The 25334-nt window shown below is 69.1% G+C and carries 38 protein-coding genes; 37 read left to right on the plus strand and 1 reads right to left on the minus strand.

The features are described 5' to 3' along the window. Positions 1-81 precede the first annotated feature (81 nt). The 37 genes from fusA to J1M40_RS08200 all read left to right on the plus strand — a co-directional run bounded on the left by fusA (position 82) and on the right by J1M40_RS08200 (position 24476). Positions 82-2196 carry an elongation factor G gene (gene fusA, locus J1M40_RS08020; RefSeq protein WP_036317752.1) on the plus strand — a complete coding sequence of 705 codons (2115 nt, stop codon included), beginning with the start codon at positions 82-84 and terminating at the stop codon, positions 2194-2196. Between the two features lie 281 nt (positions 2197-2477). Then, a complete protein-coding gene (gene tuf / locus J1M40_RS08025) occupies positions 2478-3668 on the plus strand; it encodes an elongation factor Tu (RefSeq protein ID WP_036317754.1) in 1191 nt (396 codons plus the stop codon). 128 nt (positions 3669-3796) lie between these two features. Further along, complete coding sequence (locus J1M40_RS08030; protein ID WP_162833779.1) at positions 3797-3937, plus strand: hypothetical protein; 141 nt, start codon at positions 3797-3799, stop codon at positions 3935-3937. Then, the gene (locus J1M40_RS08035) at positions 3934-4401 is read left to right on the plus strand and encodes a DUF3817 domain-containing protein (protein WP_036317755.1); all 468 of its coding nucleotides are present in this window, start codon (positions 3934-3936) and stop codon (positions 4399-4401) included. Before J1M40_RS08030 ends, J1M40_RS08035 begins: the two co-directional genes overlap by 4 nt. A 326-nt stretch (positions 4402-4727) precedes the next feature. Next, positions 4728-5036 (plus strand): 30S ribosomal protein S10, encoded by a 309-nt coding sequence (rpsJ, locus tag J1M40_RS08040; RefSeq protein WP_002857463.1) that lies wholly within the window; start codon positions 4728-4730, stop codon positions 5034-5036. A gap of 20 nt (positions 5037-5056) precedes the next feature. Next, positions 5057-5707, plus strand: a complete 651-nt coding sequence (rplC, locus tag J1M40_RS08045; protein WP_036317759.1) for a 50S ribosomal protein L3 — start codon at positions 5057-5059, stop codon at positions 5705-5707. A 4-nt stretch (positions 5708-5711) separates the two neighbouring features. Then, positions 5712-6347, plus strand: a complete 636-nt coding sequence (rplD, locus tag J1M40_RS08050; protein ID WP_036381542.1) for a 50S ribosomal protein L4 — start codon at positions 5712-5714, stop codon at positions 6345-6347. Further along, positions 6344-6649: a 50S ribosomal protein L23 gene (rplW, locus tag J1M40_RS08055; RefSeq protein ID WP_002857471.1), complete on the plus strand. Its 306-nt coding sequence runs from the start codon at positions 6344-6346 to the stop codon at positions 6647-6649. The genes rplD and rplW overlap by 4 nt, the downstream gene beginning before the upstream one ends. Before the next feature lie 37 nt (positions 6650-6686). Continuing rightward, a complete protein-coding gene (gene rplB / locus J1M40_RS08060) occupies positions 6687-7526 on the plus strand; it encodes a 50S ribosomal protein L2 (protein WP_010080386.1) in 840 nt (279 codons plus the stop codon). A 15-nt stretch (positions 7527-7541) separates the two neighbouring features. Continuing rightward, positions 7542-7823: a 30S ribosomal protein S19 gene (gene rpsS / locus J1M40_RS08065; RefSeq protein ID WP_002857475.1), complete on the plus strand. Its 282-nt coding sequence runs from the start codon at positions 7542-7544 to the stop codon at positions 7821-7823. A 51-nt stretch (positions 7824-7874) separates the two neighbouring features. Next, positions 7875-8240, plus strand: a complete 366-nt coding sequence (gene rplV / locus J1M40_RS08070; protein ID WP_017487837.1) for a 50S ribosomal protein L22 — start codon at positions 7875-7877, stop codon at positions 8238-8240. 2 nt (positions 8241-8242) lie between these two features. Beyond that, positions 8243-9061 (plus strand): 30S ribosomal protein S3, encoded by an 819-nt coding sequence (gene rpsC / locus J1M40_RS08075; protein ID WP_002857479.1) that lies wholly within the window; start codon positions 8243-8245, stop codon positions 9059-9061. After that, on the plus strand, positions 9061-9477 hold the full coding sequence (rplP, locus tag J1M40_RS08080; protein WP_036317764.1) for a 50S ribosomal protein L16: 417 nt from the start codon (positions 9061-9063) through the stop codon (positions 9475-9477). Before rpsC ends, rplP begins: the two co-directional genes overlap by 1 nt. 4 nt (positions 9478-9481) lie before the next feature. Then, positions 9482-9751: a 50S ribosomal protein L29 gene (rpmC, locus tag J1M40_RS08085; RefSeq protein WP_036317766.1), complete on the plus strand. Its 270-nt coding sequence runs from the start codon at positions 9482-9484 to the stop codon at positions 9749-9751. Further along, a complete protein-coding gene (gene rpsQ / locus J1M40_RS08090) occupies positions 9748-10029 on the plus strand; it encodes a 30S ribosomal protein S17 (RefSeq protein ID WP_036317768.1) in 282 nt (93 codons plus the stop codon). Before rpmC ends, rpsQ begins: the two co-directional genes overlap by 4 nt. 342 nt (positions 10030-10371) lie before the next feature. Further along, positions 10372-10740: a 50S ribosomal protein L14 gene (gene rplN / locus J1M40_RS08095; RefSeq protein ID WP_002857487.1), complete on the plus strand. Its 369-nt coding sequence runs from the start codon at positions 10372-10374 to the stop codon at positions 10738-10740. A 4-nt stretch (positions 10741-10744) separates the two neighbouring features. After that, the gene (gene rplX / locus J1M40_RS08100) at positions 10745-11086 is read left to right on the plus strand and encodes a 50S ribosomal protein L24 (RefSeq protein ID WP_036317770.1); all 342 of its coding nucleotides are present in this window, start codon (positions 10745-10747) and stop codon (positions 11084-11086) included. Then, positions 11086-11661: a 50S ribosomal protein L5 gene (gene rplE / locus J1M40_RS08105; RefSeq protein ID WP_036317773.1), complete on the plus strand. Its 576-nt coding sequence runs from the start codon at positions 11086-11088 to the stop codon at positions 11659-11661. The genes rplX and rplE overlap by 1 nt, the downstream gene beginning before the upstream one ends. A 73-nt stretch (positions 11662-11734) precedes the next feature. Then, entirely contained in the window at positions 11735-12133 is a 399-nt protein-coding gene (gene rpsH, locus J1M40_RS08110; RefSeq protein WP_002857494.1) for a 30S ribosomal protein S8, read from the plus strand. Between the two features lie 30 nt (positions 12134-12163). Beyond that, positions 12164-12697 (plus strand): 50S ribosomal protein L6, encoded by a 534-nt coding sequence (gene rplF / locus J1M40_RS08115; protein WP_036317775.1) that lies wholly within the window; start codon positions 12164-12166, stop codon positions 12695-12697. Beyond that, complete coding sequence (gene rplR, locus J1M40_RS08120; protein WP_002857498.1) at positions 12697-13071, plus strand: 50S ribosomal protein L18; 375 nt, start codon at positions 12697-12699, stop codon at positions 13069-13071. Before rplF ends, rplR begins: the two co-directional genes overlap by 1 nt. Then, entirely contained in the window at positions 13068-13817 is a 750-nt protein-coding gene (gene rpsE / locus J1M40_RS08125; protein WP_002857500.1) for a 30S ribosomal protein S5, read from the plus strand. The genes rplR and rpsE overlap by 4 nt, the downstream gene beginning before the upstream one ends. 3 nt (positions 13818-13820) lie before the next feature. Further along, positions 13821-14045, plus strand: a complete 225-nt coding sequence (gene rpmD / locus J1M40_RS08130) for a 50S ribosomal protein L30 (RefSeq protein ID WP_002857502.1) — start codon at positions 13821-13823, stop codon at positions 14043-14045. Continuing rightward, positions 14038-14490, plus strand: coding sequence for a 50S ribosomal protein L15 (gene rplO, locus J1M40_RS08135; protein WP_002857504.1), 453 nt, complete (start codon positions 14038-14040; stop codon positions 14488-14490). The genes rpmD and rplO overlap by 8 nt, the downstream gene beginning before the upstream one ends. 165 nt (positions 14491-14655) lie before the next feature. Further along, on the plus strand, positions 14656-15963 hold the full coding sequence (gene secY, locus J1M40_RS08140; RefSeq protein WP_206450670.1) for a preprotein translocase subunit SecY: 1308 nt from the start codon (positions 14656-14658) through the stop codon (positions 15961-15963). 51 nt (positions 15964-16014) lie between these two features. Then, complete coding sequence (locus J1M40_RS08145; protein ID WP_036381548.1) at positions 16015-16632, plus strand: adenylate kinase; 618 nt, start codon at positions 16015-16017, stop codon at positions 16630-16632. A 4-nt stretch (positions 16633-16636) separates the two neighbouring features. Beyond that, complete coding sequence (gene map / locus J1M40_RS08150; protein ID WP_036381552.1) at positions 16637-17479, plus strand: type I methionyl aminopeptidase; 843 nt, start codon at positions 16637-16639, stop codon at positions 17477-17479. 204 nt (positions 17480-17683) lie between these two features. Continuing rightward, on the plus strand, positions 17684-17905 hold the full coding sequence (gene infA, locus J1M40_RS08155; RefSeq protein ID WP_010080397.1) for a translation initiation factor IF-1: 222 nt from the start codon (positions 17684-17686) through the stop codon (positions 17903-17905). Between the two features lie 35 nt (positions 17906-17940). Then, positions 17941-18054 carry a 50S ribosomal protein L36 gene (gene rpmJ, locus J1M40_RS08160; RefSeq protein WP_002857509.1) on the plus strand — a complete coding sequence of 38 codons (114 nt, stop codon included), beginning with the start codon at positions 17941-17943 and terminating at the stop codon, positions 18052-18054. Between the two features lie 274 nt (positions 18055-18328). Further along, positions 18329-18697, plus strand: a complete 369-nt coding sequence (gene rpsM / locus J1M40_RS08165) for a 30S ribosomal protein S13 (RefSeq protein WP_017487821.1) — start codon at positions 18329-18331, stop codon at positions 18695-18697. Between the two features lie 83 nt (positions 18698-18780). Next, positions 18781-19185, plus strand: a complete 405-nt coding sequence (gene rpsK, locus J1M40_RS08170) for a 30S ribosomal protein S11 (RefSeq protein WP_002857513.1) — start codon at positions 18781-18783, stop codon at positions 19183-19185. 132 nt (positions 19186-19317) lie between these two features. After that, a complete protein-coding gene (locus tag J1M40_RS08175; protein WP_049146318.1) occupies positions 19318-20316 on the plus strand; it encodes a DNA-directed RNA polymerase subunit alpha in 999 nt (332 codons plus the stop codon). A gap of 75 nt (positions 20317-20391) precedes the next feature. After that, positions 20392-21120, plus strand: a complete 729-nt coding sequence (gene rplQ, locus J1M40_RS08180; protein ID WP_049146305.1) for a 50S ribosomal protein L17 — start codon at positions 20392-20394, stop codon at positions 21118-21120. A 117-nt stretch (positions 21121-21237) separates the two neighbouring features. Continuing rightward, complete coding sequence (truA, locus tag J1M40_RS08185) at positions 21238-22131, plus strand: tRNA pseudouridine(38-40) synthase TruA (protein ID WP_206450671.1); 894 nt, start codon at positions 21238-21240, stop codon at positions 22129-22131. A 277-nt stretch (positions 22132-22408) separates the two neighbouring features. Then, positions 22409-22852, plus strand: a complete 444-nt coding sequence (gene rplM / locus J1M40_RS08190; RefSeq protein WP_002857519.1) for a 50S ribosomal protein L13 — start codon at positions 22409-22411, stop codon at positions 22850-22852. Between the two features lie 41 nt (positions 22853-22893). Further along, positions 22894-23382: a 30S ribosomal protein S9 gene (rpsI, locus tag J1M40_RS08195; RefSeq protein WP_036317791.1), complete on the plus strand. Its 489-nt coding sequence runs from the start codon at positions 22894-22896 to the stop codon at positions 23380-23382. Positions 23383-23582: 200 nt separating this feature from the next. After that, the gene (locus J1M40_RS08200; RefSeq protein ID WP_036317794.1) at positions 23583-24476 is read left to right on the plus strand and encodes a polyphosphate kinase; all 894 of its coding nucleotides are present in this window, start codon (positions 23583-23585) and stop codon (positions 24474-24476) included. Between the two features lie 68 nt (positions 24477-24544). Here the strand turns inward: J1M40_RS08200 and J1M40_RS08205 are convergent. Continuing rightward, a partial coding sequence (locus tag J1M40_RS08205; RefSeq protein WP_206450672.1) for a peptidoglycan recognition family protein occupies positions 24545-25334 on the minus strand: 790 nt, incomplete at its 5' end.

Below are 25334 nucleotides of genomic sequence, written 5' to 3' on the forward strand. Positions count from 1 at the left end.
CGCAGGTGCGTCCTCTCGGACGGGCCACCCACCGCATCCACCTCACGAGCCCCCCCATTCCACCCGACCAAGGGAGACACCGTGGCACAGGACGTGCTGACCGACCTGCACAAGGTCCGCAACATCGGCATCATGGCCCACATCGATGCCGGCAAGACCACCACCACCGAGCGCATCCTGTTCTACACGGGTGTCAACCACAAGCTGGGCGAGACCCACGACGGCGGCGCGACGACGGACTGGATGGAGCAGGAGAAGGAGCGCGGCATCACCATCACCTCCGCCGCGGTGACCTGCTTCTGGAACGACCACCAGATCAACATCATCGACACCCCCGGCCACGTGGACTTCACGGTCGAGGTGGAGCGCTCGCTGCGCGTGCTCGACGGCGCCGTCGCCGTGTTCGACGGCAAGGAGGGCGTGGAGCCCCAGTCGGAGACCGTGTGGCGCCAGGCGGACAAGTACAACGTCCCGCGCATCTGCTTCGTCAACAAGATGGACAAGCTGGGTGCGGACTTCTACTTCACCGTCGACACCATCGTGAAGCGCCTCGGCGCGCGTCCGCTCGTGATGCAGCTGCCGATCGGCGCCGAGAACGACTTCGTGGGCGTCGTCGACCTGCTCTCCATGAAGGCCTTCGTGTGGCCGGGCGACGCCAAGGGCGACGTCACCATGGGCGCCTCCTATGAGACTCGCGAGATCCCCGCCGAGCTCCAGGAGAAGGCCGAGGAGTACCGCAACGAGCTCGTCGAGGCCGTCGCCGAGACCTCCGAGGAGCTCATGGAGAAGTACCTCGAGGGCGAGGAGCTCACCGTCGAGGAGATCCAGGCCGGCGTGCGCCAGCTGACCGTGAACGCCGAGGCCTACCCGGTGTTCTGCGGCTCCGCGTTCAAGAACCGTGGCGTGCAGCCGATGCTGGACGCCGTGGTCGCCTACCTGCCGAACCCGCTGGACGCCGGCTCCGTCAAGGGCCACGCCGTGAACGACGAGGAGGAGGTGCTGGAGCGCGAGGCGTCGAAGGAGGCCCCGTTCTCGGCGCTCGCCTTCAAGATCGCCACGCACCCCTTCTTCGGCACGCTGACCTTCATCCGCGTGTACTCCGGCCGCCTGGAGTCCGGTGCGCAGATCCTCAACGCCACCAAGGGCAAGAAGGAGCGCATCGGCAAGCTGTTCCAGATGCACGCCAACAAGGAGAACCCGGTGGACGAGGTGGTCGCCGGCCACATCTACGCCGTGATCGGCCTCAAGGACACCACCACGGGCGACACCCTGTGCGATCCCGCGAACCCGATCATCCTCGAGTCGATAACCTTCCCGGAGCCCGTGATCTCCGTGGCCATCGAGCCGAAGACCAAGGGTGACCAGGAGAAGCTCTCCACCGCCATCCAGAAGCTCGTCGCCGAGGACCCCACGTTCCGCGTGAACCTCAACGAGGAGACCGGCCAGACCGAGATCGGCGGCATGGGCGAGCTCCACCTGGACGTGTTCGTGGACCGTATGAAGCGCGAGTTCAAGGTCGAGGCCAACGTGGGCAAGCCCCAGGTCGCGTACCGCGAGACCATCAAGCGCAAGGTCGACAAGGTCGACTACACGCACAAGAAGCAGACCGGCGGCTCCGGCCAGTTCGCCAAGGTGCAGCTGTCCTTCGAGCCCCTGGACACCGCCGAGGGCGAGGTCTACGAGTTCGAGAACGCCGTCACCGGCGGTCGCGTGCCCCGCGAGTACATCCCCTCGGTGGACGCGGGCATCCAGGACGCCATGCAGTTCGGCGTGCTGGCCGGCTACCCGATGGTCGGCGTGAAGGCCACCCTGCTCGACGGCGCGTACCACGACGTCGACTCCTCGGAGATGGCGTTCAAGATCGCCGGCTCCCAGGCCTTCAAGGAGGGTGTCCGCAAGGCCAACCCGATCATCCTCGAGCCGCTGATGGCCGTGGAGGTCCGCACCCCCGAGGAGTTCATGGGCGACGTCATCGGCGACCTGAACTCCCGCCGCGGCCAGATCCAGTCCATGGAGGACGCCACCGGCGTGAAGGTGGTCAACGCCCTCGTGCCGCTGTCGGAGATGTTCGGCTACATCGGCGACCTGCGCTCCAAGACGCAGGGCCGCGCGGTGTACTCGATGACCTTCCACTCCTACGCCGAGGTCCCCAAGGCCGTGGCGGACGAGATCATCCAGAAGTCCCAGGGCGAGTGACCGCAGGTCACCTGCTCTGAACGACCTGCCCCGGGTCGGCCGCCGCAGCCGCGGCCGGCCCGGGGCGACCGGACCGCCCTTCCCGGCGCGGCGGTCCGCGATCAGGACGGGTCAGGTCCGGTCCGCTTCCGGCGGTCCCGACGGCCTGGAACCGGACTGGCCCTCGTGAGGCCGGGATTTCCCCAACCCCGCACCATCCGAGTAGACTCAGTCAAGTTGTCAGCACGTCGCAGGCGGCTGAGCAGTCTTCTTGACGATGAACCAGTTCTTAGGAGGAACTAGTGGCAAAGGCAAAGTTCGAGCGGACGAAGCCGCACGTCAACATCGGCACCATCGGCCACGTTGACCACGGCAAGACCACGCTGACCGCCGCCATCTCGAAGGTCCTGTACGACAAGTACCCGGACCTGAACGAGGCCCGTGACTTCGCGACGATCGACTCCGCCCCCGAGGAGCGTCAGCGCGGCATCACCATCAACATCTCCCACGTGGAGTACCAGACCGAGAAGCGTCACTACGCCCACGTGGACGCCCCCGGTCACGCCGACTACATCAAGAACATGATCACCGGCGCCGCTCAGATGGACGGCGCGATCCTCGTGGTCGCCGCCACCGACGGCCCGATGGCCCAGACCCGTGAGCACGTGCTCCTGGCCCGCCAGGTCGGCGTGCCGGCCCTGCTCGTGGCCCTGAACAAGTCGGACATGGTCGAGGACGAGGAGCTCCTCGAGCTCGTCGAGATGGAGGTCCGCGAGCTGCTGTCCTCCCAGGACTTCGACGGCGACGAGGCCCCGGTCATCCGCACCTCCGGTCTGAAGGCCCTTGAGGGCGACCCCCAGTGGGTCAAGTCCGTCGAGGACCTCATGGAGGCCGTGGACGAGTTCATCCCGGACCCGGTCCGCGACAAGGACAAGCCGTTCCTGATGCCGATCGAGGACGTCTTCACCATCACCGGTCGTGGCACCGTGGTGACCGGTCGCGCCGAGCGCGGCACCCTGAAGATCAACTCCGAGGTCGAGATCGTCGGCATCCGCGACGTGCAGAAGACCACCGTCACCGGCATCGAGATGTTCCACAAGCAGCTCGACGAGGCCTGGGCCGGCGAGAACTGCGGTCTGCTGCTGCGCGGCCTGAAGCGCGACGACGTGGAGCGCGGCCAGGTTGTGGTGGAGCCGGGCTCCATCACCCCGCACACCAACTTCGAGGCGAACGTCTACATCCTGTCCAAGGACGAGGGTGGCCGTCACAACCCGTTCTACTCGAACTACCGCCCGCAGTTCTACTTCCGCACCACCGACGTCACCGGCGTCATCACGCTGCCCGAGGGCACCGAGATGGTCATGCCCGGCGACACCACCGAGATGTCGGTCGAGCTCATCCAGCCGATCGCCATGGAGGAGGGCCTCGGCTTTGCCATCCGCGAGGGTGGCCGCACCGTGGGCTCCGGCCGCGTCACCAAGATCACCAAGTGATCTGACGCATCCCGTCTCGTGGCTCCGTTGAGCCGCTGACGCGCGACGCCCCCGTCTCCGGGTCCCCCGGAGGCGGGGGCGTCGCCGTGTCCGACGACGGCGCGGCGGCGGCGGCTAGGCTGGGGAGCATGCCTGAACTGCTCATCCTCATCGTGGTGCTCGCCGTGGCCGTCGTGGCCGTGCGCTGGGCGCTGCGGACCTTCCGTCCCGAGATCGACCGTGCCCGGCGCATCCGGCGCGCGAACCGCGGCGGGGAGCTGGAGCGATGAGCCTGCCCGGCCCGCGCCGCCTCTTCGCCGTCACGGCGATGGCCGAGATGTTCACCTGGGCCGGTCTGCTGATCGCCATGGGCCTCAAGTACGGCGGAGTCACGGAGCGGGTGGTGCCGATCGCCGGCGGCGTCCACGGCTTCGTGTTCCTCTGCTACCTCGTGGTGACGGTCGCCGTGTGGATCGACGGGCGGTGGCCCGTGGCCCGCGGACTCCTCGGCCTCGGTTCGACGATCGTCCCGTTCATGACGGTCCCGTTCGAGCGGGCCCAGCGGCGGCGCGGCGAGCCGGCGTCGCGGTGGCAGGTCGTGGACCGCGCGCCGGGGGAGCGGGGGCCCCTCGAACGGCTTCTCGTCGTGGTGCTGCGCCATCCGGTGGTCAGCGCGCTCCTGGCGGTCGCCGTGGTCGCCGTCGTCTTCACCCTGCTGCTCAACGCCGGCCCGCCCACCGAGTGGGGCCGCTGAGCCCGGGGGGCCGTCGGGCCCGGCCCGCCGATTGGCGGACCGGGCCCGGTTCTGTCTATACTGATTCGGTTGCTCAAGCGCCATTGCGCTGTCGTCGTGTGTCTCGCGGCGGCAGCTCGGCCCAGATGTGACGTCACCACTCCGACCCGCCACAGGCGTGTGCCCTCCCAGGAATGCGACACGCCCGACCGCGTGGACCGGAGTCCGGCGGCGGCGAGGAACCCGGTCCGACCGGATTCGCCCCGCGCGGGTGGAGGACAAGAAGGCGGGCACGATCCGCCGCACAGGGACAGGAACAGCACACCCGACGAGAGAGGCGTGACGCCATGGCGGGACAGAAGATCCGCATCCGGCTGAAGTCGTACGACCACGAGGTCATCGACGTCTCGGCCCGCAAGATCGTTGACACGGTCACGCGCGCAGGCGCGACGGTGGTCGGCCCCGTGCCGCTGCCGACGGAGAAGAACGTGTACTGCGTTATCCGTTCTCCCCACAAGTACAAGGACAGCCGCGAGCATTTCGAGATGCGCACCCACAAGCGGCTCATCGACATCATCGACCCGACCCCGAAGGCCGTCGACTCGCTCATGCGACTGGACCTGCCCGCGGACGTCAACATCGAGATCAAGCTCTGAGAGGGAGGTGCTGAGAGACTATGACCAACACCCAGAACATCAAGGGCCTGCTGGGCACGAAGCTCGGCATGACCCAGGTCTGGGATGAGGACAACAAGCTCATCCCTGTGACCGTGGTCAAGGCAGACCCGAACGTCGTCACCCAGCTGCGCTCCGAGGAGACCGACGGCTACACCGCCGTGCAGATCGCCTACGGCCAGATCGATCCCCGCCGCGTGACCAAGCCCCTGGCCGGTCACTTCGAGAAGGCCGGCGTGACCCCGCGTCGCCACCTCGTCGAGCTGCGCACCGCCGACGCCGCCGAGTACTCGCTCGGCCAGGACGTGACCGTGGAGGTCTTCGAGGCCGGCCAGAAGGTCGACGTCGTGGGCACCACCAAGGGCAAGGGCTTCGCCGGCGCCATGAAGCGCCACGGCTTCGCCGGTGTGGGCGCCTCGCACGGCCAGCACAAGAACCACCGCAAGCCCGGCTCCGTGGGCGGCGCGTCCACCCCCGGCCGCGTGTTCAAGGGCCAGCGCATGCCCGGTCGCATGGGCGCCGTGCGCCAGACCACCATGAACCTGACCCTCCACGGCATCGACGTGGAGAACAACCTCCTGCTGATCAAGGGCGCGGTGCCCGGCTCCAAGGGCCAGGTCGTGCTCGTCCGCAGCGCCGTGAAGGGAGCCTGAGACCATGGCTGAGAACTCCGTGAAGACCGTCCAGGTCGATCTGCCCGCCGAGCTCTTCGACGTGCAGTCCAACGTGCCGCTCATGCACCAGGTCGTCGTCGCCCAGCTCGCCGCCGCCCGCCAGGGCACGCACAAGACGAAGCGCCGCGGCGAGGTGTCCGGCGCCGGTCGCAAGCCGTTCAAGCAGAAGGGCACCGGCCGCGCCCGTCAGGGCTCCATCCGCGCCCCGCACATGACCGGCGGCGGCATCGTCCACGGCCCGACCCCGCGTGACTACTCGCAGCGCACCCCCAAGAAGATGAAGGCCGCCGCCCTGCGCGGTGCCCTGTCGGACCGCGCCCGCAACGGCCGCGTCCACGTCATCGAGGCCCTCGTGTCCGGGACCACCCCGTCCACCAAGGCCGCCAAGGCGGGCCTCGCGTCCCTGAACACCGGCCGCAAGAACGTGCTGCTGGTGATCGACCGGGCCGACGACGTCGCCGCCCTGTCCGCCCGCAACCTGCCCGCGGTCCACACCCTGTACGCCGACCAGCTGAACACCTACGACGTGCTCGTCTCCGACGACGTCGTGTTCACCCAGGCGGCCTACGAGGCGTACGTGGCCCAGGCTTCCGGCGCCAAGAAGGAGGATGCCCAGTGAGCGGCTCCATCAACAAGGATCCCCGCGACGTGATCATCGCTCCCGTCGTGTCGGAGAAGAGCTACGGTCTGATCGATGAGGGCAAGTACACCTTCCTGGTCGACCCGCGCTCCAACAAGTCCGAGATCAAGCAGGCGGTGGAGCGCATCTTCAACGTCGACGTGGCCTCGGTCAACACCCTGAACCGTTCCGGCAAGCGCCGTCGCACCCGCTTCGGGTGGGGCCAGCGCAAGTCCACCAAGCGTGCCATCGTCACGCTCAAGGACGGGACCATCGACATCTTCGGAGGTCCGCTCGCCTGATCGGCGTGCGGAGACCACTTAATCGAGGAACTGACACATGGCTATCCGTAAGTACAAGCCGACCACCCCGGGCCTGCGTGGCTCGTCCGTGGCCGACTTCGCAGAGATCACCCGGTCCACGCCGGAGAAGTCCCTTCTCCGTCCGCTGCACAAGACCGGCGGCCGCAACAACACCGGTCGCATCACCACCCGTCACAAGGGCGGCGGCCACAAGCGCCAGTACCGCCTGGTCGACTTCCGTCGCCACGACAAGGACGGCGTGCCCGCCACCGTCGCGCACATCGAGTACGACCCGAACCGCACCGCCCGCATCGCGCTGCTGCACTACGCGGACGGCGCCAAGCGCTACATCCTGGCCCCGGCCAAGCTGAAGCAGGGCGACGTGGTCGAGGCCGGCCCGAACGCCGACATCAAGCCCGGCAACAACCTGCCGATGCGCAACATCCCCGTGGGCACCACCATCCACGCGGTGGAGCTGCGCCCCGGCGGCGGCGCCAAGATGGCCCGCTCCGCCGGCGCGTCCGTGCAGCTGGTCGCCCGCGAGGGCAAGTACGCCCAGCTGCGCCTGCCCTCCGGTGAGATCCGCAACGTCGACGTGCGCTGCCGCGCCACGATCGGCGAGGTCGGCAACGCCGAGCAGTCGAACATCAACTGGGGCAAGGCCGGCCGCATGCGCTGGAAGGGCGTCCGCCCGACCGTCCGCGGCGTCGTCATGAACCCGGTCGACCACCCGCACGGCGGTGGCGAGGGCAAGACCTCCGGCGGTCGTCACCCCGTCAACCGGAACGGCAAGCCCGAGGGCCGCACGCGTCGTCCGAACAAGGAAAGCGACAAGCTCATCGTGCGTCGCCGTCGTACCGGCAAGAACAAGCGATAAGGGAGCAGGGAAGACATGCCTCGCAGCCTGAAGAAGGGCCCCTTCGTCGATCAGCACCTCTACCTGAAGGTTCTGGCCGAGAACGAGAAGGGCAGCAAGAACGTCATCAAGACCTGGTCCCGCCGGTCGATGATCATCCCGGACATGCTGGGTCACACCATCGCGGTCCACGACGGACGCAAGCACGTCCCGGTGTTCGTCACCGAGTCCATGGTGGGTCACAAGCTGGGCGAGTTCGCCCCGACCCGGACCTACCGCGGCCACGTGAAGGACGACAAGAAGGGCAAGCGCCGCTGAGCCTGAGGGCACAGCACGCTTGACCTTCTCGAGAATCGAAAGAGAGAAGCAATGGAAGCCAAGGCAATTGCGCGCCACCTGCGCGTGACGCCGATGAAGGCCCGGCGCGTCGTCGACCTGGTCCGTGGCAAGCAGGCCACCGAAGCACTGGCCATCCTGAAGTTCGCCCAGCAGGGCGCTTCGGAGCCGGTGTACAAGCTGGTGGCCTCCGCGGTGGCGAACGCCCGCGTCAAGGCGGACCGCGAGGGCCAGGCCTTCGACGAGGACGCCCTCTACATCACCGAGGCCTTCGTGGACGAGGGCCCGACCATGAAGCGGTTCCAGCCCCGTGCTCAGGGCCGCGCGTACCGCATCAACAAGCGCACGAGCCACGTGACCGTGGTCGTCGCGTCCAAGGACGAGAAGGGTGGGAACTGACAATGGGCCAGAAGATCAACCCCAACGGGTTCCGCCTCGGCATCACCACCGACCACGTCTCGCACTGGTTCGCGGACTCCCACAAGGAGGGCCAGCGCTACGCTGACTTCCTCAAGGAGGACGTCAAGATCCGCGAGCTGATGACCACCGGCATGGAGCGCGCCGGCATCTCCAAGGTGGAGATCGAGCGCACCCGTGACCGCGTGCGCGTGGACATCCACACCGCGCGTCCGGGCATCGTGATCGGCCGCCGCGGCGCCGAGGCCGACCGCATCCGCGGTGAGCTCGAGAAGCTCACCGGCAAGCAGATCCAGCTGAACATCCTCGAGGTCAAGAACCCCGAGACCGATGCCCAGCTGGTGGCGCAGGGTGTGGCCGAGCAGCTCGCCTCGCGCGTGGCGTTCCGCCGCGCGATGAAGAAGGCGATCCAGTCCGCCATGCGCGCCGGCGCGCAGGGCATCCGCATCCAGTGCTCCGGCCGCCTCGGCGGCGCCGAGATGAGCCGCTCGGAGTTCTACCGCGAGGGTCGCGTGCCGCTGCACACCCTCCGCGCGAACATCGACTTCGGCAAGTTCGAGGCCAAGACCACCTTCGGCCGCATCGGCGTGAAGGTCTGGATCTACAAGGGCGACCTGACCGCCAAGGAGCTCGCGGCCAAGGAGGCCGCGCAGCCCTCCGGCCGTGGCCGTGGCGGCGAGCGCCGTGGCGGCGGTGAGCGTCGTCGTCGCAACGATCGCGCCGAGCGTGCTCCCCGCCAGGAGAACGCCGGCGCCGGCGCCGAGACCCCGGCCGCCGCTCCCGCTGAAGGAGGCAACGCCTGATGCTGATCCCCCGTCGCGTCAAGCACCGCAAGCAGCACCACCCCAAGCGTTCCGGCGCCGCCAAGGGCGGCACCACCGTGACGTTCGGCGAGTGGGGCATCCAGGCGCTCACGCCGGCCTATGTGACCAACCGTCAGATCGAGGCCGCCCGTATCGCCATGACCCGCTACATCAAGCGTGGCGGCAAGGTCTGGATCAACATCTACCCGGACCGTCCGCTCACCAAGAAGCCCGCCGAGACCCGCATGGGCTCCGGCAAGGGCTCGCCGGAGTGGTGGGTCGCCAACGTCAAGCCCGGACGCGTGCTCTTCGAGCTGTCGGGTGTCACGGAGGACGTCGCCCGCGAGGCGCTCCGCCTGGCCATCCACAAGCTGCCGCTGAAGGCCCGTATCATCCGTCGAGAGGGTGGTGAGTGATCCCATGGCGATCGGCACCAAGGATCTGAACGTCGAGTCCCTGGACGGGATGGACAACGCCCGCCTGCTGGAGGCCCTGAAGTCCTCCAAGGAGGAGCTGTTCAACCTGCGCTTCCAGGCCGCCACCGGTCAGCTGGACAACGCCAGCCGGCTGAAGGCCGTCAAGCGTGACATCGCGCGCATCTACACGATCCTGCGCGAGCGCGAGCTGGGCATCCGCGGCGATGTCGCCGCCGAGGCGCAGGCCGAGAAGAACGAGGAGGCTGCCAAGTGACCGAGCAGACCCCGGCCGTCTCCGAGGAGCGCGGCTACCGCAAGGCCCTCCGTGGCATCGTCGTCTCCGACAAGATGGACAAGACCATCGTCGTCGAGGTCGAGGACCGCAAGAAGCACTCGCTCTACGGCAAGGTGCTGAAGACCTCGAAGCGCGTGAAGGCGCACGACGAGGACAACACCGCCGGCGTGGGCGACCGCGTCCGCCTCGCCGAGACCCGCCCGCTGTCCGCCTCCAAGCGGTGGCGTCTGGTGGAGATCGTCGAGCGCGCCAAGTGATCGACCCGGCCCCCTGAGGGCCGGCGACGCAGAGGGCCGCCCCGTGCACTGGCACGGGGCGGCCTTGTGCGTTAGACTCTGATATTCGTGCGCCCTCTCGTTGGCAGGACCATCCATCCTGTGTGCCGAGGGCCGCGCACGCCGATCCCGGATCCGCCTCGGCCCTGCCCTGCGCGCCCCTCCGCTCTCGACCTCCCCGACGCTGTCTGAACACGCGTCGCCGGGGGACGACGGCGGGCGGCCCGCCTCGGGGGAGGGGTAAGCGTCCCGGGATGCCCGTTCAACCGTTCCGCAAGGCTCGCCCATCGTGGGGGAGAACCGGCGCGACGCTAGGAGAGACAAGTGATCCAGCAGGAGTCGCGGCTCAAGGTCGCCGACAACACCGGTGCGAAGGAAATCCTGACCATCCGTGTTCTCGGCGGTTCCGGACGCCGCTACGCAGGCATCGGCGACACCATCGTCGCCACCGTGAAGGACGCCATCCCCGGCGGCAACGTCAAGAAGGGCGACGTCGTCAAGGCCGTGGTGGTCCGCACCCGCAAGCAGTCCCGCCGTCCCGACGGCTCGTACATCAAGTTCGACGAGAACGCGGCGGTCATCCTGAAGACCGACGGCGAGCCCCGTGGCACGCGCATCTTCGGCCCCGTGGGTCGCGAGCTGCGTGACAAGAAGTTCATGAAGATCGTGTCGCTCGCCCCGGAGGTGATCTGACCTCATGGCCAAGATCAAGAAGGACGACCTCGTCCAGGTCATCAGTGGCAAGGACAAGGGCAAGCAGGGCAAGGTCCTGCGCGTGTTCCCGGCGGATGAGCGCGTGCTCGTCGAGGGCGTGAACCGCGTGACCAAGCACCTGCGCGCCGGCCAGGACAACAACGGTTCCACCGAGGGCGGCCTGCAGGTCGTCGAGGCCCCGATCCACATCTCGAACGTGGCCGTGGTGGACCCGGAGACCAAGAAGCCGACCCGTGTGGGCTACCGCTTCGAGACCGTCGAGAAGGACGGCGTGAGCAAGACCGTGAAGGTCCGCTTCGCCAAGGCCTCGGGGAAGGAGCTGTGATGACCGAGGTGCAGCAGACCGAGAAGGTCACCCCGCGTCTGAAGACCAAGTACCGCGACGAGATCCGCGGCGCCCTGCAGGAGCAGTTCCAGTACGGGAACGTCATGCAGGTGCCGGGTCTCGTGAAGGTCGTCGTCAACATGGGCGTCGGCGAGGCCGCCAAGGACTCCAAGATCATCGACGGCGCGGTCGCCGACCTCACCGCCATCACCGGCCAGAAGCCGATGATCACCAAGGCCCGCAAGTCCATCGCGCAGTTCAAGCTGCGTGAGGGCATGCCCATCGGCACGCACGCCACGCTCCGTGGCGACCGCATGTGGGAGTTCCTGGACCGCCTGGTCACGCTCGCGCTGCCGCGCATCCGTGACTTCCGCGGCCTGTCCGACCGCCAGTTCGACGGCAACGGCAACTACACCTTCGGCCTGTCCGAGCAGACCGTGTTCCACGAGATCGATCAGGACAAGATCGACCGCGTGCGCGGCATGGACATCACCGTGGTGACGACCGCCAAGAACGACGACGAGGGCCGCGCGCTGCTCAAGGCGCTGGGCTTCCCGTTCAAGACCGACCAGTAAGACCTCCACGCCACAGGTCCTCCACCGGTGAACCGGTGGCGGAAACCACGGCGAGAAAGGGCGTGAAGCCCACATGACCATGACCGATCCCGTCGCAGACATGCTGACCCGTCTGCGCAACGCAAACTCGGCCTACCACGACACCGTGTCCATGCCGTCCTCGAAGCTGAAGACTCGCGTCGCCGAGATCCTCAAGGCCGAGGGCTACATCCAGGACTGGCGCGAGGAGGAGGCCGAGGTCGGCAAGAAGCTGACCATCGACCTGAAGTTCGGCCCGCAGCGTGAGCGTGCGATCGCCGGCCTGCGCCGCATCTCCAAGCCGGGCCTGCGCGTGTACGCGAAGTCCACGAACCTGCCCCACGTGCTGGGCGGCCTCGGCATCGCCATCCTGTCCACCTCCTCTGGTCTCCTCACGAACCAGCAGGCCGCCAAGAAGGGCGTGGGCGGAGAAGTCCTCGCCTACGTCTGGTGACGGGCAAGACGGAAGAAAGGCTGAACTGACATGTCTCGAATCGGACGTCTCCCGATCACCATCCCCGCCGGCGTCGATGTGACCATCGACGGCGACCGCGTCTCCGTGAAGGGCCCCAAGGGCCAGCTCGAGCACTCGCTGCCCACGCCCATCACGGTCACCCTCGAGGAGGGGCAGGTCACCGTGGCCCGCCCCGACGACGAGCGTGAGTCCCGTTCCCTGCACGGTCTGACCCGCACCCTCATCAGCAACATGGTCGAGGGCGTGACCAACGGCTTCTCCAAGCAGCTCGAGGTCGTCGGCACCGGCTACCGCGTGCAGGCCAAGGGCCAGGACCTCGAGTTCGCCCTGGGCTACTCCCACCCCGTCCCGGTGAAGGCGCCCCAGGGCATCACCTTCACGGTGGAGGGCAACAAGGTCACCGTCGCCGGTATCGACAAGCAGCAGGTCGGCGAGACCGCCGCCAACATCCGCAAGCTGCGCCGCCCCGACCCGTACAAGGGCAAGGGCGTGCGCTACGCGGGCGAGCAGATCCGCCGCAAGGCCGGAAAGGCAGGTAAGTGATGTCTACTCTGAAGGTGAAGGGCAAGGGCAAGTTCAACGCCCGCACCCGCCGCCACCTCCGGGTGCGCAAGCGGATCTCCGGCACCACCGTCCGTCCCCGCCTCGTCGTCAACCGCTCTGCACGGCACATGTTCGTGCAGGTCGTGGACGACACGCAGAGCCGCACGCTCGCGTACGCCTCCACCATGGAGGCCGACGTGCGTGCGCTCGAGGGCGACAAGACGGCCAAGGCCAAGCGCGTGGGCGAGCTCGTCGCCGAGCGTGCCAAGGCGGCCGGCATCGAGGCCGTGGTCTTCGACCGCGGCGGCAACAAGTACCACGGGCGCGTCGCGGCCGTGGCCGACGGTGCGCGAGAGGGTGGGCTGCAGCTGTGACCGAGAACATCAACCAGAAGGACACTCAGGTGACCGAGAGCACCGAGACCACCGTCTCCGAGACCGGGTCGGGCTCGGCGAGCCAGACCACCGAGCGCGCCACCGGTGGCCGCGGCGGTCGCGACGGCGGCCGCGGTGGCCGTGACGGCGATCGTCGTGGCGGCCGTCGCGACGACCGCAACCGTCGTGGCGCCCAGGACGACGAGAAGGACCAGTTCCTCGAGCGCGTCGTGGGCATCAACCGCGTCTCCAAGGTCGTCAAGGGCGGCCGCCGCTTCTCCTTCACCGCCCTCGTGGTGGTGGGTGACGGCGACGGCACCGTCGGCGTCGGCTACGGCAAGGCGAAGGAGGTCCCCGCCGCGATCCAGAAGGCCGTGGAGGAGGCCAAGAAGTCCTTCTTCCGCGTCCCCCGCGTCGGCTCCACCATCCCGCACCTGGTGCAGGGTGAGGACGCCGCCGGCGTCGTGCTGCTCCGCCCGGCCTCCCCGGGTACCGGCGTGATCGCCGGCGGTCCGGTGCGCGCCGTGCTCGAGTGCGCCGGCATCCACGACGTGCTGTCCAAGTCCATGGGCTCCGTGAACGCGATCAACATCGTGCGCGGCACCGTGGACGCACTCAAGAAGCTGGAAGAGCCCCAGGCCGTCGCCGCCCGCCGCGGCAAGGCCCTGGACGAGATCGCCCCCCATGCGATGCTGCGCACCATGGAGAACGATCGCGCCCAGAAGAGCGCGAAGGCAGGTGCGTGAGCCGTGTTTGAGCCCACCCGCAAGAACATCCAGCCCTCGGACGCCACCCTGGTCATCACCCAGACCCGCGGCGTCACGGGCTCCAAGCAGAACCATCGGGACACCCTGCGCTCGCTGGGCCTGAAGCGGATCGGCCACCAGGTCACCCGCAAGGCCGATGCGGTGACGGTCGGCATGGTCAACACCGTGCCGCACCTGGTGTCCGTGGAGGAGGTCAACAATGGCTGACAACGACGCCATCAAGGTCCACGACCTGCGTCCGGCCCCCGGTGCCAAGACCGCCAAGACCCGTGTGGGTCGCGGTGAGGCGTCGAAGGGCAAGACCGCCGGTCGCGGCACCAAGGGCACCAAGGCCCGTTACCAGGTCCGTGCGGGCTTCGAGGGCGGCCAGCTGCCCCTGCAGATGCGTCTGCCGAAGCTCCGCGGCTTCAAGAACCCGTTCCGCACGGAGTACCAGGTCGTGAACCTGGACAAGCTCTCCGCGCACTTCCCCGAGGGCGGTGAGGTCACCGTGGACGCGCTCGTGTCCAAGGGCCTCGTCCGTCGCGGTCAGCCCGTGAAGGTGCTGGGCACGGGGGAGATCACCGCGGCCGTGCAGGTGAAGGCGAACGCCTTCTCCTCGTCCGCCGTGGAGAAGATCCAGGCCGCCGGCGGGTCCACCGAGACCCTCTGACACGCCGACCCATCGACCGAGGGCCCTGGCCCGGAGCAGGAGCTCCGGACCAGGGCCCTCGGTCCGTCCGTGTAGACTCGCACAGCGGCCGCCCCGGTGTGGCCGCCGTCTCGTGCCCCGCCCCGCGGCCGGCGCGCGCCCCACAGGACCACCGCAGGAGGACTCGTGCTCAAGGCCATCGCCCGGATCGTCCGGACGCCTGACCTGTTGCGGAAGATCGCCTTCACGCTCGGGCTCATCGCCGTCTACCGGATGGGCGCCTTCGTGCCGGCCCCCGGGGTGGACTACCCGGCGGTGCAGCAGTGTCTGGCAGCGGGCAACGCCCAGGGCGGCCTGTACTCCTTCGTGAACATGTTCTCGGGCGGGGCGCTCCTGCAGGTGTCCGTCTTCGCGCTCGGCATCATGCCCTACATCACGGCGTCGATCATCGTGCAGCTTCTGCGGGTGGTGATCCCGCGCTTCGAGCAGCTCCACCAGGAGGGCCCGCAGGGCCAGGCGACGCTGACGCAGTACACCCGCTACCTGACCCTCGCCCTCGCCCTGCTGCAGGCGACCACGATGGCCTCGCTGGCCCGCACCGGGGCCCTGCTCGGATGCAGCCTGCCGCTGCTGCGCGACGGCTCCATCCTCACGGTGCTGCTCGTGGTCATCGCCCTGACCACCGGCTGTCTCATCGTCATGTGGTTCGGCGAGCGGATCACCGAGAACGGCGTGGGCAACGGCATGTCCCTGCTGATCTTCACCTCCATCGCGGCGGGCTTCCCGGCCGGCCTCGGCCAGGTGGTCCAGACGCAGGGCTGGCGCGTGTTCGCGATCGTCATGGGGATCGGCCTGCTCACCATGCTGGCCATCGTCTTCGTGGAGGAGTCGCAGCGCCGGATCCCGGTCCAGTACGCCAAGCGGCAGATCGGCTCGCGGACCGTGGGCGGGTCGAGCACCTACATCCCGGTCAAGGTGAACATGGCCAACGTCATCCCGGTCATCTTCGCCTCCTCCGTGCTGATGCTCCCGAGCATCCTCATCCAGTTCAACACGCCGCAGGACGGCAGTGCGCCGGCCCCGTGGATCACGTGGCTGAGCCGGTACTTCGGCCCCGGCGACCACCCGGTGTACATGGCCCTGTACTTCCTGCTCATCATCGGCTTCACGTACTTCTACGTGTCCATCACGTTCAACCCGGTGGAGATCTCGGACAACATGAAGCGCTACGGCGGCTTCATCCCCGGCGTCCGCGCCGGCCGGCCCACCGAGCGTTACCTGCAGTACGTCATCAGCCGCATCACGCTCGTGGGCGCCCTCTACCTCGGTATCGTGGCCATGATCCCGCTGATCGCCTTCGCGGTGATCGGCACCAGCCAGAACTTCCCGCTCGGCGGCACGTCCATCCTCATCATGGTGGGCGTCGGCCTCCAGACCGTGAAGCAGGTCAGCGCACAGATGGAGCAGCGCCACTACGAGGGCCTGCTGCGCTGAGCCCCGACCCGATCCCGCAACGCCGTCCGTATCGACAGTGAGGAACACACGATGACCCGCATGCTGCTCATGGGCCCTCCCGGTTCCGGCAAGGGCACCCAGGCCACCCGGATCGCCGACAAGATGGGGATCGTCCCGATCTCCACCGGTGACATCTTCCGCCACAACGTGAAGTCGATGACGCCGCTCGGCGTCGAGGCCAAGAAGTACATCGACAACGGCGACTTCGTCCCCGATGAGGTCACGAACCGCATGGTCGCGGACCGCATCGCCCAGGCCGACGCGGAGCACGGCTTCCTGCTGGACGGCTACCCGCGCACGAAGGGCCAGGTCGAGGCGCTGGACGCCATGCTCGCCGAGTCCGGCCAGTCGCTGTCCGCCGTCGTCGAGCTGGAGGTGCCCGACGAGGAGCTCGTGGAGCGTCTGCTCAAGCGTGCCGAGATCGAGGGCCGCGCGGACGACACCCAGGAGGTCATCGAGCACCGCCTGGACCTGTACCACCGCGAGACCGAGTCCGTCATCCAGGAGTACGTGGAGCGCGGCATCGTCGCCCGCGTGGACGGCACCGGGCAGATCGACGACGTCACCGAGCGCCTGCTGCAGGCCGTGTACTCCGTGCGTGCCGCCACGGGCTCCCTGCCCGTGATCCAGCCGGGCGCGGAGTCCTGACCCCGTGATCGGCCGCCGCTCGCTCGAGCTCAAGACCGCCCCCCAGCTGCAGGCCATGCAGCGCGCGGGGGTGGTCCTGTCCGAGGCGTTGGACGCCACGCTGGCCGCGGCCGCGCCGGGCGTCACCACCGCGGAGCTGGACGCCGTGTTCGCGGGCGTGCTGGCCGAGCGCGGTGCCACGTCCAACTTCCTGGGCTACTACGACTTCCCGGCCTCGATCTGCACCTCGGTCAACGACGAGGTCGTGCACGGCATCCCCGGGGACCGGGTCCTGCAGACCGGCGACGTGCTGAAGGTCGACGGGGGCGCGATCGTGGACGGCTGGCACGCCGACTCGGCCCGCACGGTGATCCTGGGCTCCTCCGCGGCCGGCACCGCGGACCCGGCCGACGAGCGCCTCTCGGCGATCACGCGGGAGGCACTCTGGGTCGGCATCGCGGCCTTCGCCTCCGCCACCCACGTCGGGGACATCGGGGACGCCATCGACGACTTCGTCTCCGCGCAGCCGGGCGAGGAGCTCGGCATCCTCGAGGAGTACGTGGGGCACGGCATCGGCTCGGCCATGCACCTGCCGCCGGACGTGTTCAACTACCGCACCGGCCACCGGGGGCCCAAGATCCGCCCCGGTCTGGCACTCGCCATCGAGCCGATGCTGGTGCGTGGCTCCATCGACACGAAGGTGCTCGCGGACGACTGGACCGTGGTGACCCTCGACGGCGCCCGCGCCAGCCAGTGGGAGCACTCGGTCTGCCGGCACGACGGCGGTGTGTGGGTGCTCACCGCGCCCGACGGCGGCGCCTCCGAGCTCGCCCGGTTCGGCGTGGTCCCGGTCCCGCCGGGGGAGTGAGCGGCCCGAGCTGTCGGCCGTCCGTCCCGCCCGTCCGGCGGACCGGGCGGCCGTCGTCGTCTGTGCTGGTTCTCAGACCGAGAATGCGGTATCATCGAACGTTGTTCGTGTGCGCGCACTCGTGTGCGCCGGCGAGCAGACCCGTTCCCGCCCCGTCACCCGGCCCTCCGCGGCCGTGCCCGGGGCATGACGATTGTGGAGGACATGGCTAAGAAGGAAGGTGTCATCGAGGTCGAGGGCACGGTGTCGGAGGCATTGCCGAACGCGATGTTCCGGGTCCGTCTGCAGAACGAGCACGTCGTGCTCGCCACGATCTCCGGAAAGATGCGTCAGCACTACATCCGCATCCTCCCCGAGGATCGCGTCGTGGTGGAGCTTAGCCCGTACGACCTCAACCGGGGTCGGATCGTGTACCGATACAAGTAAGAACCCCCGTCCAAGCGAGCGCAGGAGGAAGAGCCGTGAAGGTTCAGCCGAGCGTGAAGCGGATTTGTGACAAGTGCCAGGTCGTGCGCCGTAAGGGCCGCGTGCTGGTGATCTGCTCGAACCCGCGCCACAAGCAGCGCCAGGGCTGATCGCCTCCCCGGGAGCCCGGGGAGCGACGCCGTCGCGTTGACCACACCACCCACCGGCCATCGGGCCGAACAGCAGGGACAGCGGTCCACCCCGTGAGGGGAGGGCCCCCACCTCCGGCCGCAGGGGCCGGAGACCGACGACGGCGGACGCCCGCCGCGGAGCACGCCGGATCTTCCCCGGCGCCGCGACGACGGGTCCGCGAGGCCCAGTGCCGCGTCGTACGGGACGTCCCTGGTGCAGACCCCTGCTGCAGAAGAACAGGAGGACGGCCACATGGCTCGTCTTGCAGGCGTTGACATTCCGCGCGAGAAGCGCGTGATCATCGCACTCACGTACATCTACGGTGTGGGCAAGACCCGCGCTGAGGAGACCCTCGCCGCCACGGGCATCGACCCGAACATCCGCGTGAAGGACCTCTCCGACGAGCAGCTGGTGCAGCTGCGCGACCACATCGAGGGCAGCTACAAGGTGGAGGGCGACCTCCGCCGCGAGGTGGCCGCCGACATCCGTCGCAAGGTGGAGATCGGCTCCTACGAGGGCCTGCGCCACCGCCGCGGCCTGCCGGTGCGCGGCCAGCGCACGAAGACCAACGCCCGTACCCGCAAGGGCCCCAAGAAGACGGTCGCCGGCAAGAAGAAGTGATCCTGCACCGGCGGTGACCGCGTCCACGTCCGGACGCCCCGCCCGCAGCATCAGCACCAGCAGCTTTCCCGGAGGAGAATCACATGCCCCCCAAGACTCGCGCATCGGCTGCCCGCAAGCCGCGTCGCAAGGCCAACAAGAACATCACCGTGGGCCAGGCCCACATCAAGAGCACGTTCAACAACACCATCGTGTCCATCACGGACACCACGGGTGCCGTCATCTCCTGGGCCTCGTCCGGCGAGGTCGGCTTCAAGGGGTCGCGCAAGTCGACCCCGTACGCCGCGCAGATGGCCGCCGAGCAGGCCGCCAAGCGTGCGCAGGAGCACGGCATGAAGAAGGTGGACGTCTTCGTGAAGGGTCCGGGCTCGGGCCGCGAGACCGCCATCCGCTCCCTGCAGGCCGCCGGCCTCGAGGTGGGGTCCATCCAGGACGTCACCCCCATGGCCCACAACGGCGCTCGCCCGGCGAAGCGCCGCCGCGTCTGACCTGAGCGCTGTGTCCGCGTCCGCCCCCGCCCGGGGCGGACGCGGACAGGTCTGCGGACCTGCCCCCACCCCGTCCTCGTTTCCACCCACCGCGTGCGTCATATGGCGGACGCTCGCCGAAAGGAAATGTCCGTGCTCATTGCACAGCGCCCCACGCTGACCGAAGAGGTCGTCTCCGACCGTCGTTCCCGGTTCGTCATCGAGCCCCTGGAGCCCGGCTTCGGCTACACCCTCGGCAACTCCCTGCGCCGCACTCTGCTCTCGTCGATCCCCGGTGCTGCCGTGACCAGCATCCGCGTGGACGGCGTGCTGCACGAGTTCAGCACCGTCAACGGAGTCAAGGAGGATGTCACCGAGATCATCCTCAACATCAAGAAGCTCTCCGTCTCCTCGGAGAACGACGAGCCCGTGGTGGCCTACCTGCGCAAGCAGGGGGCCGGCGTCGTCACCGCCGCGGACATCACCGCGCCGGCCGGCGTCGAGATCCACAACCCGGACCTGCACATCGCGACCCTGAACGCGAAGGGCAAGTTCGACATGGAGCTGACCATCGAGCGCGGTCGCGGCTACGTGACCGCCGCCCAGAACAAGTCCGCGGACGCGGAGATCGGCCGCATCCCGGTCGACTCCATCTACTCCCCGGTCCTCAAGGTGACCTTCAAGGTCGAGGCCACCCGTGTGGAGCAGCGCACCGACTTCGACCGTCTGATCCTGGACGTGGAGACCAAGGAGAACATGCTGCCGCGTGACGCGGTGGCCTCTGCCGGCTCCACCCTGGTCGAGCTGTTCGGCCTGGCCCGCTCGCTCAACGTCGAGGCCGAGGGCATCGACCTGGGCGACGAGCCCGAGGTCGTCGAGGGCTCCGCCGACCTGGCCCAGCCGATCGAGGAGCTCGAGCTCACCGTGCGCTCGTACAACTGCCTCAAGCGCGAGGGCATCCACACCGTGGGTGAGCTCGTGGGCCGTTCCGAGGCCGACCTGATGGACATCCGCAACTTCGGCGCGAAGTCCATCGACGAGGTCAAGGAGAAGCTCCAGGAGCTGGGCCTGTCCCTCAAGGACTCGCCGGCCGGCTACGACCCGCAGGCGCACGCGCGCCAGATGGACGACGACCCGTTCTCGGACTTCTGAGCCGATTCCGCACCACCTGACATCTTCGACCCAACGCCGCAGCCGGCTGCAGGGTCCCACCCGAGGAGAAACACCATGCCTACCCCCACCAAGGGTCCGCGTCTGGGCGGCAGCCCGGCCCACGAGCGCATCATGCTGGCGAACATGTCCGCCCAGCTGTTCGAGCACAAGTCGATCACCACGACGCTCACCCGCGCCAAGCGCCTGCGCCCGTACGCCGAGCGCCTGATCACCTTCGCCAAGAAGGGCGATCTGCCGGCCCGCCGCAAGGTGCAGGGTCTCATCGCCGCCAAGAACCGCACCAACAAGGCGGTCGTGCACGAGCTGTTCACCGTGATCGGCCCGGCGATGGCCGAGCGCAACGGCGGCTACACCCGCATCACCAAGATCGGCAACCGCCAGGGCGACAACGCGCCCATGGCCGTGATCGAGCTGATCATGGAGCCGATCTCCGGCAAGCAGGCCGTCGTGCGTGAGGCCGAGCAGGCCGCCGCGTCCGCGCCGGCCGCCCCGGCCGAGTCCACCCCGGTGGAGGCCGTCGACCCGGCCGCCACCGAGGAGGTCACCGTGGCCGAGTCGCAGGAGGCCGCCGCCGAGATCGACGGCGCCGTGCCCACCAACGAGGACGGCTCGGCTCCGGCCGAGGCCACCATCAAGGGCAACGCCAGCTCGAAGAAGTACCACGTCCCCGGCTCGCGCTGGTACGACCAGACCACCGCCGAGGTCTGGTTCTCCACCGTCGAGGAGGCCAAGGCCGCGGGCTTCGAGCCTGCCGGTGGCGAGGCCGCCCAGAAGATGGCCTGACGCCAGCGCGTGAGTCCGCGTCCGTCCCCGTGACGACGCATCGGCGAGGGCCGTCCACCACCCGGTGGGCGGCCCTTCGCCGTCCCCGGTCCCGCCCCGACCCGCTTGAGGAGCAGCATGAGCGAGCAGCACCGCCCGGACGCCCCGCCGGCGCCCGGGGAACCCGCGTCCGTGCGCGTCCGCCTGGACCTGGCCTACGACGGCGGCGCCTTCCACGGCTGGGCCCGCCAGCCCGGTCTCGACTCGGTCCAGGGTGCGCTGGAGGACGGGCTCGAGCGGATCCTGCGCCGGCCCGTGCGCACGGTGGTCGCCGGTCGCACCGACGCGGGGGTGCACGCGCGCGGTCAGGTCGTCCACCTCGACCTGACCGAGGCGGAGTGGGTGGGCCTGACCCGTGGCCGCCCCGGCCTGGAACCGGCCACCTCCCTCACCCGCCGCCTCGGCGGGGTGCTCTCCGGGTGGGGCGGGGCCGTCGTCGTGCACGGGGCGCGGCGGGCCCCTGCGGGCTTCGACGCGCGGTTCAGCGCGCTGTGGCGCGAGTACGAGTACCGGATCGACGACGCACCCGCCGCGCGTGACCCGCGCACGCGGGGCTTCACCCACTGGCACGCCGCCGCCCTGGACGATCGCCTCATGGCGCTGGAGGCCGACGCCGTCCTCGGACTGCACGACTTCCTGTCCTTCTGCCGGCCCCGCGAGGGCGCCACGACCATCCGCGAGGTCCAGCACCTGGAGGTGCGACGCGATGAGGACGGCGTCGTGCGCGTCCGGATCCGGGCCGACGCGTTCTGCCACAACATGGTCCGGGCGATCGTCGGGGCGCTGCTCCAGGTGGGGGAGCGGGCACGCGAGCCCGGCTGGCTCGCGCACCGGGTGGCGAGGCCGGCCCGCGACTCCGAGGTGCGCCTCGCCCCGCCCGGGGGGCTGACGCTGCTCGCCGTCGGCTATCCCGACGAGGCGGCGGAGCTGCGCCGGCGCGCCGAGGGCACCCGGGCGAAGCGGACCCTGTGAGCCGGGGTGGCCCGCGGTGGCGGCTTTTGGCTCCGGGGCCCGCGTTCGGTAGGATGGGTGGACGTTGCGCATGCCCGCACCCGGATGCGTCGTGCCGCGAGTGGCTCAGTTGCATGGCCTTCAGCTCGCGCCGCACCCCCGGGGCATCGGGCCCGGACGCCTTCCAGCCCTCACCTGGGGGACCGGCGCGCACGGAGAACTGACAGCGCGAGCGCGCCGGAATCACGACCCGGCGGGCAGGTGCTGTGGACCACCACCGACCCTGAAGGCAGACAACGTGCGTACGTACTCTCCCAAGCCTGGTGACGCCGACCGTCAGTGGCACATCATCGATGCCACCGACGTCGTCCTCGGCCGCCTGGCCTCCCACACCGCCACCCTCCTGCGCGGCAAGCACAAGCCGACGTTCGCCCCCCACATGGACATGGGCGACTACGTCATCATCGTGAACGCCGAGAAGGTCGCCCTCACCGGCGCCAAGCTCGAGAAGAAGCGCGCCTACCGCCACTCGGGCTACCCGGGCGGCCTGAAGTCGCAGTCCTACGCCGAGCTGCTCGAGACCAACCCGGTCCGCGCCGTGGAGAAGGCCGTCAAGGGCATGCTCCCGAAGAACTCGCTGGCCGCCCAGCAGCTCTCCAAGCTGAAGGTGTACAAGGGCGCCGAGCACCCGCACACCGCCCAGCAGCCCCAGACCTTCGAGATCGGCCAGGTCGCCCAGTGACCCCGGCGGGCCACTGACGCAGACCTTCCCTGAGGAGAACCATGAGCATCAACGAGAACGACGACGTGGAGCTGACGAGCTACACCTCTGAGTCCACCGCCGCCGCCGAGGCCCCCGTCGCCTCCGAGCGCCCGGCCCTGACCGTGCCCGGCTCCGCCGTCGGCCGCCGCAAGGAGGCCGTGGCCCGCGTGCGCCTCGTCCCCGGCTCCGGCCAGTGGACCATCAACGGTCGCGCCCTGGAGAACTACTTTCCGAACAAGCTGCACCAGCAGGAGGTCTCCGACCCCTTCACGCTGTTGGAGCTGACCGGCGCCTACGACGTGATCGCCCGCATCCACGGCGGCGGCCCCTCCGGCCAGGCCGGTGCGCTGCGCCTGGGCATCTCCCGCGCCCTCAACGAGATCGACCGCGAGCACAACCGCCCGGCGCTCAAGAAGGCCGGCTTCCTGACCCGCGACGCCCGCGTCATCGAGCGCAAGAAGGCCGGCCTCAAGAAGGCCCGCAAGGCCTCGCAGTTCTCGAAGCGCTGATCCTGCGCCGCACGGTGTCCCCACCGTGCCCCCGCCGACGCCCCGTCCCGCTCCTCACGAGCGGGGCGGGGCGTCCGCCGTCTCCGTGGGCCGGCGGCACCTGACCCAGGGGTAATATGAAGGCGCATGGCGACGACGCCATGACGGGCCGCTCGCCCGTCCGGTGCGCGGTCCGATCGAAGACACCCTCAGGAGCCGCCGTGGCCGAGAACACGAGTCCTACGCCCGACCCCCGCACCCGTGGCGAGCACGGCGCGGAGCACGCCGCGCAGGCCCCCTTCGCCGTGACCCGTGACTACGCCGCCGAGGTGGACGAGATCCGAGAGCTGGGCCGCAAGCTCGGCGGGGAGAAGAAGACCCCCACCCCGGACCCGCAGGCCTGGCGTGAGGGCTACCCGTACAAGACCAAGCTCAGCCGCAAGAGCTACGAGCGACGCAAGCGCGAGCTGCAGATCGAGCTGCTGAAGATGCAGCTCTGGGTCAAGGAGACCGGCCAGAAGGTCCTGATCATCTTCGAGGGCCGCGACGCCGCCGGCAAGGGCGGCGCCATCAAGCGCTTCAACGAGCACCTCAACCCCCGCGGCGCCCGGACCGTGGCCCTGGAGAAGCCCACGGAGGAGGAGGCCTCGCAGTGGTACTTCCAGCGTTACATCCAGCACCTCGAGTTCATGCGCGAGACCCCTGAGCTGGAGCGCATGCTCGTCAACTCCGGCGTGCACATCATCAAGTTCTGGTTCTCCGTGTCCCAGCGTGAGCAGCTCAATCGCTTCGCCGCGCGGGAGACCGACCCCGTGCGTCGCTGGAAGCTCTCGCCCACCGACCTGGCCTCCCTGGACAAGTGGGACGACTACACGAACGCGAAGGAGGCCATGTTCTTCTACACGCACACGGCCGACGCCCCGTGGACCGTCGTGAAGTCGAACGACAAGAAGCGCGCCCGCCTCGAGGCCATCCGCCATGTGCTGCACACGCTGCCCTACCCGGACAAGGACGAGCGCATCGTCCACCGCCCCGACCCGCAGATCTGCGGCCCGGCCAACGAGCTGGCCGAGTACGGCGAGGTCTCCGGCGGATCGTTCCCGCGCGTGCGCTGACCGGGCCGCGCACGACGGCGCCCCTCACCGTCCGGTGAGGGGCGCCGTCGTGGGGAGCGGGGGCGGGTTCAGCCGCGCTCCTCCTCCACGTACTCCGGGGTGACGTGTGCGTCGTCGAAGAGGTTGTCCGCCCCGAAGCCCTCCGAGACGTGGTACTCGCCCGAGGCCAGGGAGAGGCGGACGTCCTCGCGCAGGATCGGCAGCTTGGCGTAGAACGCGTCGCCGCAGCAGCTGGTGGCGGTGACGTCGCGGTGGCCGATGATGCGGGACGGCGGCAGCTCGTACTGCTGGCAGATGTAGGCGACGAGCGGCACCAGGCCGGCGTAGAGGCTCTGCGGCGGCGGGTTCAGCATGTACAGCCCCTCGCACTCGATGCCGAGCGCATACGCGTTGAACCCGAGCGCGTGGACGCCGAGCATGAACGTCTGTCCGCCCTCGAGCGCGTGCCGGGAGCCGTGGCGGCCCTCCATCGCGAAGCCGCCGCGGGAGACGGTGAAGTGCTGCCCGGTGTCGCCCCAGTCGTTCGCGGGGCTCATGTGCGCGTTCTGGACCACCTGCGCGATGCTCTCCGCCGCCTCCCGGGAGCCGTCCGTGACGTTCGGCGTGGTGGTGTGGTGGATCACCAGGTAGGAGGGGCGCTCGTTCAGGGTCTGCAGGTAGTAGTTGGGCTGCATGGCGCCCCACTGCGCGGTGGTGATGATGTCCGGGGCGGGCAGACGGGTGGCCTGCTCGTCGCCCTCCGAGCTCTGCTCGGCCTGCTCATCACGCCCGCAGCCGGCCACGCCGGCGGCGATCGCCAGGCCCGTGCCGCCCAGCACGCTGCGGCGCGTCCAGGAACGGGAGGGCGGCGAGCAGGCC

The sequence above is a fragment of the Micrococcus sp. KRD026 genome (assembly GCF_017168445.1).
Taxonomy (GTDB): domain Bacteria; phylum Actinomycetota; class Actinomycetes; order Actinomycetales; family Micrococcaceae; genus Micrococcus; species Micrococcus luteus.